Here is a 12,619-nt window from a genome sequence, read left to right on the forward strand (position 1 = left end):
GTCGCGCGACGGGGGCATTGGCATGGGCTGGTCCTCGGGGTCGTGATGGCAGGCGCGGGCCCAATTCGTACACTGTAAACGCTATGGCACAAAATGTATCGGCTTGCAAAAGGCCGTACCCTGCTGCCTTTGCCCAAATTTCTGTGCAATTGCAATGCACACCGGGCTGTCGTAGCGTTCCGGTCGGACATCCCCAGCCGCGGAGCCTTTGCCAAGATGCGTTTGATCCTTTTGACCCTTGGCCTTGTGGCATGTCTTGTGGCGATCATCGCGGCCCCCGACCGGGCCGGCGCGCAATCGCTTGGGTCGCTGTTTGCCCCCGGTGCATCCGCCACCGCGACCGAAGCGGACGCGGAGGCGGCCCGCGTCGAAGAGATCATGCGCCAGGCGCGGGAAAACGGTGTCGGCGTGGTCGTGATCGACACGCAGGGCAACATGCTGTCGGGTGCCGGCACGCAGGCGCAGACCGGGGCCTTCGTGGATTCCGATGGCCCCGAAAGCAGTCACCTGATGGCGCGTCAGGACAAGCTGCTGCAATTCCGCGCCGCTTTGATCGAGCGGATCCTGCAACTGCCCAATGCCTTCAACGAGGTGATCTATATCCTGCGGGCGGCAAGCCCCGACGGCACGATCTTTGCCTTCGTCAAGGCGATGCTGATCTCGCTGGCGCTGTTTGGCGTCGGCATGGTCGTTGAGGCGCAGATCTACGGCAAGCGCATGGCCAAAAGGTTCGTCGTGGCGCGCACGATGTCGAACCCCCAAGGGTATCGGGAAAAGATGCCGTGGCTGGTGTTCCGGTTCTTCATGGGCGTGATCGGCATCCTGGTGTCGATGGTCGTGGCCTATGTTCTGGGCACTCTGATCTTCGGCCCGCTCGAGGACACGGCGATGCAATTCACGGTCGCCATCGTCAATGCCGCCTACTTCTTCAGCCGCATTACGGCGGGCGTGTGGCGCATGGTGCTCAGCCCCTACATGGAGCAATACCGCATTCCGGTCCTCAGCAACCGCGATGCGAAACGCCTGCACAACTGGCTGTGGATCCTGGCCACCTTCGACATCTGCGCGATCCTGTTCGGCATCTGGATCGGGGAACTGGGCCTGAACTACGATGTCTACGCGTTCCTGTCCTCGCTCTTGTCGGCCCTGATCGTGCTGGTGAATATCCTGATGGTGCTGGTCAACCGGCGCGCCATCACCAACGCCATCCGCGGCGGCAAACCCGTGACCGAGGTCAGCTGGATCGCGCGTGTCCTGTCCAACATATGGGCCCCGGTCGTGATCCTCTACGTGATCTTCGCGTGGTTCGAGCTGACCTACGATCTGGTGCTGGGCAACCCCAGTTCGATCCCCCTGATCGCGGGCGCCTACGGCATCACCATGTCGATCATCGTTGTCTACGGCATCATCAACTACGTCATCGAACGCAGTTTCGAACGTGCGCGCCTGATGCGGCAGATGAACGCCGATGAAAGCTCGGATGGCGGCGACGACGCCCCTGCCGCCGCCGAGGCCGATGCCGACGCCGATCTGACCGCGGCCGAAGCAGAGGCCCGCGCCGCGATGAAGCCGCGTCAAAGCCTGACCACCTTCGAGGCGCTGGCGCGCCGGGTCGCGGCGATCCTTGCCTTTGTCGCGGGCACCTATGCCTTCTTTTTCATCTGGGACAACAACAGCGCGCGCATGGTGGAATCCTTTGCCGACCGGTTGCTGGACGTGATGGTCATCATCTTCATCGGCTATATCGTCTATCACGCCTTTCGCATCTGGATCGACGGCAAGATCGCGGAGGAACAGGGTGACGAGGAGGACGAGGCCGAACTGGGGGACGAGGGCAGCGCCGCCTCCAGCGCCAGCCGGCTGGCGACCCTGCTGCCGCTGTTTCGCAACTTCATCCTGATCCTTGTGCTGGTCACGATCGTGCTGATCATCCTGCTCGAGGTCGGTATCAACGTGGGCCCCTTGTTCGCCGGTGCGGGCGTGATCGGGGTCGCCGTGGGCTTCGGCAGTCAGGCGCTGGTGCGCGACATCTTTTCGGGCGGTTTCTTTTTGTTCGACGATGCGTTTCGCAAGGGCGAATACCTGGATGTGGGCGGTGTCAAAGGCACGGTTGAAAAGATCAGCGTCCGGTCGTTCCAGTTGCGTCACCACCTGGGCGCGCTGCACACCATCCCCTTTGGCGAGATCCAGGTGATGACCAACTATTCGCGCGATTGGGTGATCATGAAGCTGCCCCTGCGCGTGACCTATGACACCGACGTGGAAAAGGTGCGCAAGCTGATCAAGAAGCTGGGCATCGCGCTGTTGGACGATCCGGTGATCGGTGACAATTTCATCCAGCCGCTGAAATCGCAGGGCGTGATCGAAATGCAGGACAGCGCGATGATCATCCGGGTGAAATTCATGACCAAGCCCGGCGATCAATGGCTGGTGCGCAAGAAGGTCTACGAGGAAATCCGCGCCCTGTTCGAGCGCGAAGGCATCCGGTTCGCGCATCGCGAGGTCACGGTGCGGCTGGCCGACGGCAAGGTAGAGGACCTGAGCGAGGAAGAGCGCAATGCCGTCACCGCCGCGGCACAGGCGTCGATCGAGGAAGAGATGCTCGAAGGGCCGGAAAACGCCGGCGGCGACGACCGCTAAGCGGCTACCGCGCGGTCATCGCAGTGGGGTTTGCCCGCGCGGGCCATATCCGCCGCAAGCCCGCGCGGAGCGGCCCGATCCGGCGTTCGAAGATTTGCGCAAAGATCAGGCCGATGGCAAGCGACCCCAGCAATAGCTGCGCATCGCGGGCCAACGCCGTCTCCGGCAGGATCGCGTCCAAGAGGTGCAGCGCGGGATAATGGGTGACATAGACCGAAAAGCTGGCCCCGGCGAGCCAGCGCAGCGCGGGCAGGTCGCCGCGCAGGTTTCCCAGCAGGCGCGACATGCCCAGAAGATGCACCACCGCGAACACGCCGATCAGTGCGTTCCACAGGAATTCGTCGGAAAAGCCCAGCATGCCGTCGATGTGCGCCGCCGCCATACCCTGCGCGGTCAACACGCGCAGCAGGTCGGGCAGCCCGGCCGCAAGGCACGCCAGATAGAGAGCAGGCCCCCCCAGCGCGAGGCGCCAGCCGCCCTGGTGCGCGACATCGCCCTCGGGGCGCGACAGGTGTCGCCACAGCCACGCGCCCATCAGCCATGCAGGCATCAACAGCAGCACCCGTGGCCCCACCAGCAGCGCGCCCGCAATCAGTAAGGCCCATTTGCGCGGCCCCCGCAGGAACACCGCGACCCCGAAGAGCATGTAATACGCCGCTTCGTAGCTGAGCGACCACAGTGGGCCGTTGGTGCCAAGGCGCACGCGTCCGGCGCTTGTCCATTCGTTGCTGAAACTGACCCCGCGCAGGATCATGTCCCACAGGCCCATCGGCTGATAGAAGGGGGCATAATACGTCGACGGGTCGATCGATGCGCCGATCCGGTCGAATGCGAAGGTCAGCACGATCGCGGGAATCAGCACCGACCAAAGCCGCGTCAGCCGATTGAAACCGTAGGTCCCCGGCGCGCCATCGCGCTGCGCCGCATAGGCAATGACAAAGCCCGAAACGACAAAGAAGAGGACAACCGCGTCGCTGCCCAGGTTCAGATCGCGGATCACCAAATAGTCGCCGCGCGTAAAGCGGGGGTATGCGAAATGCGACAGCACAACGACCAGCGTCGCGCCCACGCGCAGCACGTCCAGCCACAACGACAGTCCGCGGTTCATTGGGCGACCGGCCCGTCCGTGGCCTGTGCCTTTGTCTGGCGCGCCGGATCGCGCGAGGTGCCGGCCCACAGCGCCTGCCAGCTTTCGACGAAGGGATGCAGCAGCGCCGCGCGCAGCGTCGGGTGCGGCTGCTCGATCAGCGCGCCGGTCTCGTCGGCCAGGCCGAATGTGATGTCCTCATGGTTGCGCGGGACATAGAGCGTGCCGAACATCAGGTCCCAGATCGCGAAGACCTCGCCGTAGTTCTTGTTGTGGTGCTGCCTGTCCTTGGAATGGTGGATATGGTGCTGCGCGGGCGAAATCAGGATATGTTCGGCCACCCGCCCGTAGCTCAGCCAGATGTGGCTGTGACGCAGGTTCGACCCAAGCATGTTGAAGGCGAAATAGCCGGCATTCACGCTGCCGATGGTCAGGATATCGACCTGGCCGACAAACAGATACAGCATCACGCCCTGCACCGACCCCAGGATCACGCCGCGGATCACGATCCCGATCACGATATACATCGGGTGTTTGCGCTGTACGGTCAGCGGGGTCATCACCTCGGCGGAATGGTGCACCGAATGAAAGGGCCACAGGATGCTCGTCTCGTGGTGCAGCCGGTGGGTCCAGTACACGCAGAAGTCCAGCGTCAGGATGATGATCAGCGTGGCGAGCGCGGCCGTGGCCCATGTCACGTCACCGGCCGCAGGCGGGGTGGCATCGCCTGACAGCGCGGTCAGAACCGCATGCGTCACGGCGGGCGTGGCCGCGATGGCGGTGAACGCGCCGCCCATCGTCAGCAGCGTGTTCAGGGCGAAGATCTTGGCATCCACCAGGTTGGACTTGTGCAGGTAAACCTCGCGCGGCAGCAGCCACGTCAGGAACCTTTGTGGCCGGCCCCGCGCCTGCCAGATGAAAAACGCCAGCACGACCGTGCCGCCAAGATACAGCAGCGCCAGCCGGGAATTCCAGTTGAACAGGAAATCCGCGAACTCGCGCAGGAAATGCAATGCGTCTTGCATGATGGTGCCTCACAACCCTTTTCAACCGGGCTAGCAGCACATTCTGGCGACAAAAAGGCGGTTCAGGGCCGCTTTGACGGCCCATGCTTGGGCTTTTGCAAGGTCAGCTCTTGTAAGGATCGAGCGAGGCGCGCAGCCCGTCGCCCAGAAAGTTGAACGCCAGCACGACGATGATGATCGGCAGCATCGGGATCGCCGTCCAGGGGTAGATTTCGATGGAGGCGAGGTTCTGCGCGTCGTTGAGCATGACGCCCCAGCTGACGGCGGGTGCCCGCAGGCCAAGCCCCAGGAACGACAACGCGGTTTCGCCCAGGATCATCGCCGGGATCGACAGGGTGGCGCTGGCGATCAGGTGCGACATGAAATTGGGCAGCAGGTGCCGCCGGATCACGCGCGCGGGCCGTGCGCCCATCATCTCGGCGGCGCGCACGTATTCCTCTTCGCGCAGGGACAGGAATTTCGACCGGACCGCGCGTGCCAGCCCCGGCCAGTCGAGAATGCCGAGGATGATCGAGATGATGAAGAACACCGAAACCGGCCCCCAGTTCGACGGCACCGCGGCCGATAGCGCCAGCCACAGCGGCAGCTCGGGCAGGCTGCGCAGAATTTCGATCACGCGGTTGATTGCCCAGTCGGTCTTGCCGCCGAAATACCCGGCGATGGAGCCGAAGAAGATGCCCAGGACGAAGCTGACGGTGATCCCGATCAGGCCCACGGTCAGCGACAGTTGCGCGCCATAGAGGATGCGGCTGAACACGTCGCGGCCAAGCCGGTCGGAGCCCCACAGAAAGATCGTGGCCCCCGGTGGCGCGCAGACAAGGTGCGTGTCGGACGGGATGAACCCGAACAGGTTGTAGGTGCCGCCCTCGCAAAAGAATTCCAGCGGCATCGGGCGCGTCGTGTCGGTTTCGTAGGTCCAGCGGTAGTTGACCAGATCGGCGGTCGCCGTCGTCGGATAGACGAAGGGCCCGACAAAGCGCCCCTCGTGCCACAGGTTGATCTCCTGCGGCGGCGAATAGAGGTATTCCGCACTGCGCTCGTTCGGGGTGTAGGGCGCAATGAAGCCCGCGATCGGCAGAATGAGGTAACAGATCAGCAAGAACAGCCCCGCGATCAGCCCCAGCCGGTGCCGCTTGAACCGCCGCCAGATCAAAACCCAGCTTGGCGCGTCGAATTCCTGCCGTTCGGGCGCGCTCAGGTCGGTGGTGTCGATGTAGGGGGCGTCGTCGACATAACGACCATCGGGTAACCACGTCATTGGCCGCGCGCCCCGTACCTGATGCGCGGATCCAAAAGCACCAGCAGCATGTCGGAAATCATCGTGCCGATCAGCGTCAGCAGCGCCACGAACATCAGCACGAAGCCCGCCAGAAACTGATCCTGCGACTTGAGCGCGGCCAGCAGGAACGGCCCGATCGTCTGCAGGCCCAGAACCACCGACACCAGCACCGACCCCGACACCATCGCGGGCAGCAGGTTGCCGATATCGGCCACAAAGGGGTTGAAGGCCATGCGCAACGGATATTTCGCCAGCAGTTTCGCGGGTGCGAGGCCCTTGGCGCGGGCGGTTTCGACATAGGGTTTGCTAAGCTCGTCGAGCATGTTGGCGCGCAGCCGCTGCATCATCGCGGCGGCACCCGACGTGCCGATCACGAAGGTCGGCACGATCATGTGGATGAGGATGGATTTCACCTTGGGCCATGACATCGGCTCGCCCTCGTAGATCGGGTCCATCAGGCCGCCGATGGGCAGATCGAAATACTTGTGCCCATAGTAGAACAGGATCAGCGCAAGCAGGAAGTTCGGCGTGGCAAGGCCGAGATACCCGACGAAGGCGGCGGAATAATCCACCCAGGTTTCTGACCGGGCGGCGGCCACGACCCCGAGGGGAAGCGCCACGACATAGACGAACAGCACCGCGGCCAGATTGACCAGAACCGTCAGCCATAGCGCATCGCCGACGATTTCACCGACCGGCCGGTCGAATTCGAAGGACCAACCGAAATTGCCCTGGATCAGCCCCGAAAACCCCTGCGGGCCCGGCGCGAACCCGGCCCAGATCAGGTATTGTTCCCACAAGGGCCGGTCGAGCGCGTATTCGGTGCGCAGAAATTCGGCCTTGGCCACGCCCTCGGCCTGTCCGGTGGCGCGCAGTTCGGCGATCTGGTTGGACAGGTAATCGCCCGGCGGCAGGTTGATGATCACAAAGACCATGACGGACACGACCACAAGCGTCAGCAGCATGGTCACAAATCGGTAGACCGCGTAGCGCAGGAACATCATTGCGTCACCTGCTGAAGCGGGTCTTGGAAATAGAATTCGTCGATGCGGTGCACTCCGAAATGCGCGCCGGGGTCCCAGGCCCATTTCGCCTGCTCGGGCACGTTGCGCAGGGCGTTGTTGACGACCACCGGCTGCGGCGCTTCCGCCAAGATGCCGATGCCGTATTGCTGATCGGCGTGGATTTCCAGCATTTCGTGCCAGATCGCCCTGCGCTCGGCATCGGTGGCCGAATGGTTCCAGGCGTTCAAAAGCTCCATCAGCCGCTGAGGTTCGGGCATGTTCGGCGGCTGCCCCGCGGCACCGCCGGTCTGATAATACTGCCCCCACATGGGCCAGGCGAAGAACTCCTGCTGGGTGGGCGCAAGGTAGTCGGGCGGGGTCTGGGGCCCGGGCAACCCGTTATCCCAGCCATACCACGTCGCGGCCATCGTCACGCCGGCATAAACCCGGTTGCGCAGGATGTCGCGGTCAAGCGGGCGCATCACCAGCTTGATGCCGATGTCGCGCCATGTGTCGGTGATGATGGCCAGCGCGTTCTCCACCTCCTGCCGCTCGCCGGCGGTTTCGACCACGAATTCCATCGGCCGCCCGTCGGGCAGCTTGCGGATGCCGGCGGGTGTGCGCGCGGTCAGGCCCATTTCGTCAAGCAGCGCATTCGCCTTGGCCGGATAATAGATCGCCCAGGAATAAAGCTGCGTGAGGTCATACAGCGGGCTTTGCGGCAGCGCGGTCATCCCGCCTTCGGTGGCCAGCCCGAAATAAAGCGCGCGGTTGATCATCCGCCGGTCAATGCCCAGGCTGAGCGCGCGGCGAAAGCGCACGTCGCGGATCACGTCGCGCCAGACCGGATCGGCGAAGTTGAGGTTGGGATAGATCGCGATCTGGCTGGCGGCCCCATTGGCCCAGAGCAGCGTATGATAGTTGCCGCCGTCGGTTTCGCCCTTCTTGAGGATCGAGATGTCGCGAAAGTCGATGCCGCGCGCCTGCAGGTCCGCCTCGCCCGCGTTGGCCTTGGCCGCGATCAGCCCGGCGCCCACGACCGTCATTTCCACCACGTCGATATAAGGCAGTTGAACGCCACGGCCGTCGATGCGGTGATAATAGGGGTTGCGCACGAACAACTGGCGCGATCCGTCGCCCGGCGTCGCCTTGATCCACGGTTGCAGGGTCGGCAGCGCGGGATTGTCGAACTTGTACATGTTGTCGACCTTGTTGTGCAGCGCGGCCCACCCGCGCACGCGCGCGGCGCGGATGTGCGCGGCCAGTTCGTCAGGGTCGGCGAATTCGACGTGATACTGTTTGAGGTAATGCGAGGGGCGATAGATGAAGGGCGGGCTGGCCTGCGCCAGTACCTGCAGGAACTGCGGGTTCGGCGCCGGCCATTCGATCACGACCCTGTAGGGATCCGGAAAGCGGATGTCGGCCAGCGTCCCGTCGACGCGCATGAATTCCGGCGGACCGGTCGGGCTCAGCTCCTCGTTCAGGGCGACATGGCGCCACCAGTATTCGAAATCCGCCGAGGTGAACGGCGCGCCATCGGACCAGCGATGCCCGCGGCGCAGGTGCAGGGTGAACTTGCGGCCCTCGACCTCGTCCACGGCGCGCAGGATGTCGGGAACCAGGTCATAGTTGTGATCGTAGCCCACCAGCCGCGCATAACCATAGACAACCATCTGCCGCACGTCCTTGGAGCGCGAGACCATTGTGCGCAGCGTGCCGCCCTGTGTGCCATAGCTGCGGCCCTTGGCGGGCAGGTCGACGATCAACGGATCCATCGGGATGCGCCGTTCGATCGACGGCAGATCGCCGTTCAGCACCTCCATCGCCCAAAAGCTGGTCTCGGAGATCGCCGGGGCCATCGGTTGCGCCGACGCGGGCAGCGCCAGCAGCGCACAGAGGGCGAGGGCGACCAGCCTACGCATGGCACCGCACCAGGTGGCCGGGGTCAAGTTCCATCAGGTCGGGCGCGACCGACCCTTCGAAGCGGTAGGGTTCGGGCCAGGTGTCGGGGGTGCCCGCGCCACGCGCCACGAGCCCCAGGTCGATGGGCCGTGTCACGTCCGGTTCGGGCTGCGCCGCGATCAGCGCCTTGGTGTAGGGGTGGCGGGGGTTGTAGAACAGCGTGTCCGGCGGGGCCTGCTCGACCACCACGCCCTGCCGCATCACCGCGACCTCGTCCGCGATCCGCGCCACCACGGCCAGGTCGTGACTGATGAAGAGGTACGACAGGCCAGCGCGGTCGCGGATATCCTCAAGAAGGGTCAGGATCTGGTCCTGCACCGACACGTCCAGCGCCGAAGTCGGTTCGTCACAGACCAAAAGCACCGGATCGAGCGTCAGCGCGCGGGCTATCGACAGGCGCTGCCGCTGCCCGCCGGAAAACGCGTGCGGAAACCGCCCCAGCATATCGGGCGACAGGCCGACCCAGCGCAGCACTTCAGCGGCCTTGTCGCGACGTTGGGCGCGCGTGCCGATGCCGTGAATCTCCATCGGCTCGGTCAGTGCCTCTTGCACGCGCATCCGCGGCGACAGCGACGAATAGGGATCCTGGAACACCATCTGCGCCTGCCGCTGAAACGCGGTGCGCTGTGCGCGGGTCATGTCGTGCACGTGGATCTGCTCCATGCCCTGTCCCGGGCAGAAGTGCACCGTGCCGCCGGGATCGGGCATCTCGGCGCCCAGGGCGATGCGCGCGCAGGTGGTCTTGCCCGAACCGCTTTCGCCCACGACCGCCAGCGTCTTGCCCCGCGGCAAGGCCAGATCGACGTCGCGACAGGCCGTGACCTGCAAGGGTTTCTTCCAGCCGCCCGCCCGCACCGAGTAGGTCTTGGACACGCCCCGCAGGTCGAGGATGAGATCGGAATGCGTCGGCGCGCGTGCCGGCGCCGCCACCTGGGGGATCATCGGCGCCGCGGCAAAGAGCTTGGCGGTGTAGCCATGCGCGGGCGCGCCCAGCACGGCGGCGGCGGGCCCTTGCTCCATCACGCGGCCCTTGTTCATCACCACCACGGTTTCGGCCATGTTGGCCACCACGCCCAGATCATGCGTCACCAGGATCACGGCCATGCCGGTCTCTTGCTGCAGGTCCTTGATCAGGCCCAGCACCTGCGCCTGCGTGGTGACATCCAGCGCGGTCGTCGGTTCGTCCGCGATCAGCAGATCGGGCTTGGCCACCATCGCCATCGCGATCATAGCGCGCTGGCGCATCCCGCCGGACATCTCGAACGGATAGGCGCGAAACGCGCGCATCGGATCGGCAAAACCGACCCGTTCGAAGGTTTCGAGAACGGCCTGGCGCGCGGCGGGCGGCCGCATCCGGCGGTGCAGGCGCAGCACCTCGGCCACCTGGTCGCCAAGCCGGTGCAGCGGCGAGAGGGACCGCATCGGCTCCTGGAAGATCATCGAGATCCGGTCGCCCCGCACGGCGCGCATCGATCGCGCACTGAGCATGAGCAGATCCTGGCCCGTGTCGCCCGGACCGAACCGTATGCTGCCCGAACGCACCTGTGCCGTGTCCGGCAGGATGCGCAGCACCGACCGACAGGTCAGTGTCTTGCCCGATCCACTTTCGCCGACCAGCGCACAGGTTTGCCCCGGCATGACCTGAAAGCTGACGCCATCGACGACCGGGCCCTGCGTGCCAAAGCCGATGCTTAGGTCCTGAATATCAAGCAGGGGGGTCATGAAACGCCTTTGTGCCAAAGTTGCGGATGCCAGCGCGGTCGGTGCCCGACCCGGACAGTCAACGCCATTTCGCCCCCCGCGTCCAGCGGCATCCGCCAGTTGTGAACGCGCTGTTCATTTGGCCCGGCAAGTGGCATCACTATGCCCAACGCTGCCGCACACAGGAGACCGACCGATGAGCCGACTGGACCATTTTATTGCCCGCATGGTGTCACAACGGGCCTGTCTCGACCATGCCGCCGCGCTGATCGCGGACGTGCCCGGCCCGGTGTTCGAACTGGGCCTGGGCAATGGCCGGACCTATGATCACATGCGCGAGATCATGCCGGAGCGTGACATCTACGTGTTCGAACGCGCCGTGGCCTCGCACCCCTCCAGCACCCCGCCCGACGACCGTCTTCTGCTGGGCGACGTGTTCGATACTCTGCCCGCGGCGCTGGGTCGTTTCGGCCCCACCGCGGCCCTGGTCCATGCCGATCTGGGCGGGCACGATCCGAAAAAGAACGATGCCTTCGCACGCGCCATTTCCCCGCTGGTCGAACCGCTGCTGGCGCCGGGTGGCATCATGGTGGCCAGCGACCGGATGTATTTCGACTCGTTGACCGAGCTGGCCTTGCCGGATGGGGCGATTCCCGACAGGTGCTTTATTTATCGGCGGTGAAAAATCCTTTGGCGTCGCCGGTTTAAGCCCGATCTGCGTAGGATTGGGTAGGAATGGCTTGCGTGGCGTCATGGAAACCCCTACGGTCCGCTGGTAATTTGTGGAACAGAGTTTCACATGATGAAACAACTTATCTTGGGAGGGATAGCATGACACTATTCAAACAGATTTCGCTTGCCTTGGCCGTGGCCATGTCGGGCACCGTTGCCGCGGCAGAGACAGTTCTGATTCACGGCGAAGCAGGCCCCAACCGTGGCGCCCGCGCCGATGCGTTGCAGTGGTTTGCCGACCAGTTGACCGAACGGTCGGATGGCGACATCAAGGTCGACATCCAGTGGGGCGGCGCGCTCTTCAAGGCGAACGCGGCCGTGCAATCCATCGGCGACGGCGTGGCCGACATGGGCTCCGTGATCGCGGTGTACTATCCGCAGGAAATGGTGGGCTACGGCATCGCCGACCTGCCGCTGAACAACCCTGATGCATGGGTGGGAATGCGCGCCACGGACGATCTGATGCGCTCCAGCCCGGAGATCCAGGCACAGCTCAAGGAACAGGGTCTGGTCTATATCGGCACCTGGACCACCAGCCAGGTGAACATCGGCTGCAAGGGCGCGGCGATCCGCACGGCCGACGACATCGCGGGCCTCAAGGTGCGCGGCGTGGGCGCTTACGGCAAGGTCTTTGGCGAGATGGACGCGAACATGGTCAACATGTCGATCTATGATGCCTACCAGGGCCTCGATACCGGCCTGATCGATTGCAGCCAGGGCTACAGCTATGCCGTCGCGGCGCTCAAGCAGGCGGAAGTCATGGACAGCTACACGATCCTCAACTGGGGTCAGGTCGGCGGGCTTGGCATCTTCATGAACGAGTTCACCTACGACAGCCTGAGCGATGAGCAAAAAGCAATCGTGAACCAGACCGGTGCCGATATGGCGGACGAATTCGGTCGGATGATCAACGCGGCCAACGATAAGGCGATCGCGTCGATGAAGGAGGCCGGTGTCGAAGTGATCGAACTGCCTGCGGAAGAGCGTGCCAAGCTGGTCGAGAAGGGTCAGAAGTTCGTCGGTCAATGGGCCGAGACGGCACAGACCGTCGGTCTGCCCGGGCCTGAGCTGCTGGAGCAGTACCAGGCGCTGATCGCGAAATACACCGAAGAGCGTGACACCAAGGGCTACCCCTGGGAGCGCACGACGAACTAAGCGCGACTGTCACGACACAAGACCGTTCAGAGCT

The 12,619-nt window shown here is 64.1% G+C and carries 9 protein-coding genes; 3 read left to right on the plus strand and 6 right to left on the minus strand.

Going from position 1 to position 12,619, the window contains the following annotated elements; translation table 11 throughout:
- The first annotated feature begins 216 nt into the window (after window positions 1–216).
- Window positions 217–2,640, plus strand: a complete 2,424-nt coding sequence (locus FDT80_RS15475; protein WP_138663212.1) for a mechanosensitive ion channel family protein — start codon at window positions 217–219, stop codon at window positions 2,638–2,640.
- Between the two features lie 4 nt (window positions 2,641–2,644).
- Here FDT80_RS15475 and FDT80_RS15480 read toward each other — a convergent pair whose 3' ends face one another.
- The 6 genes from FDT80_RS15480 to FDT80_RS15505 form a co-directional block, all read right to left on the minus strand.
- Window positions 2,645–3,748, minus strand: a complete 1,104-nt coding sequence (locus FDT80_RS15480; protein WP_138663213.1) for an acyltransferase family protein — start codon at window positions 3,746–3,748, stop codon at window positions 2,645–2,647.
- Window positions 3,745–4,752 (minus strand): sterol desaturase family protein, encoded by a 1,008-nt coding sequence (locus FDT80_RS15485; protein ID WP_138663214.1) that lies wholly within the window; start codon window positions 4,750–4,752, stop codon window positions 3,745–3,747. Before FDT80_RS15485 ends, FDT80_RS15480 begins: the two co-directional genes overlap by 4 nt.
- A 103-nt stretch (window positions 4,753–4,855) precedes the next feature.
- Window positions 4,856–6,010: an ABC transporter permease gene (locus FDT80_RS15490; protein ID WP_138663215.1), complete on the minus strand. Its 1,155-nt coding sequence runs from the start codon at window positions 6,008–6,010 to the stop codon at window positions 4,856–4,858.
- Window positions 6,007–7,035: an ABC transporter permease gene (locus FDT80_RS15495; RefSeq protein WP_138663216.1), complete on the minus strand. Its 1,029-nt coding sequence runs from the start codon at window positions 7,033–7,035 to the stop codon at window positions 6,007–6,009. The genes FDT80_RS15490 and FDT80_RS15495 overlap by 4 nt, the downstream gene beginning before the upstream one ends.
- A complete protein-coding gene (locus tag FDT80_RS15500; RefSeq protein WP_138663217.1) occupies window positions 7,032–8,957 on the minus strand; it encodes an ABC transporter substrate-binding protein in 1,926 nt (641 codons plus the stop codon). Before FDT80_RS15500 ends, FDT80_RS15495 begins: the two co-directional genes overlap by 4 nt.
- Window positions 8,950–10,719: an ABC transporter ATP-binding protein gene (locus FDT80_RS15505; RefSeq protein WP_138663218.1), complete on the minus strand. Its 1,770-nt coding sequence runs from the start codon at window positions 10,717–10,719 to the stop codon at window positions 8,950–8,952. Before FDT80_RS15505 ends, FDT80_RS15500 begins: the two co-directional genes overlap by 8 nt.
- Window positions 10,720–10,894: 175 nt before the next feature.
- Here FDT80_RS15505 and FDT80_RS15510 point away from each other — a divergent pair, with 175 nt between their 5' ends.
- Entirely contained in the window at window positions 10,895–11,380 is a 486-nt protein-coding gene (locus FDT80_RS15510) for a class I SAM-dependent methyltransferase (RefSeq protein ID WP_138663219.1), read from the plus strand.
- 149 nt (window positions 11,381–11,529) lie between these two features.
- Window positions 11,530–12,585, plus strand: coding sequence for a C4-dicarboxylate TRAP transporter substrate-binding protein (locus FDT80_RS15515; protein ID WP_138663220.1), 1,056 nt, complete (start codon window positions 11,530–11,532; stop codon window positions 12,583–12,585).
- Window positions 12,586–12,619 lie beyond the last annotated feature (34 nt).

The sequence above is a fragment of the Sulfitobacter sabulilitoris genome, from assembly GCF_005887615.1.
Taxonomy (GTDB): Bacteria; Pseudomonadota; Alphaproteobacteria; order Rhodobacterales; family Rhodobacteraceae; genus Sulfitobacter_E; species Sulfitobacter_E sabulilitoris.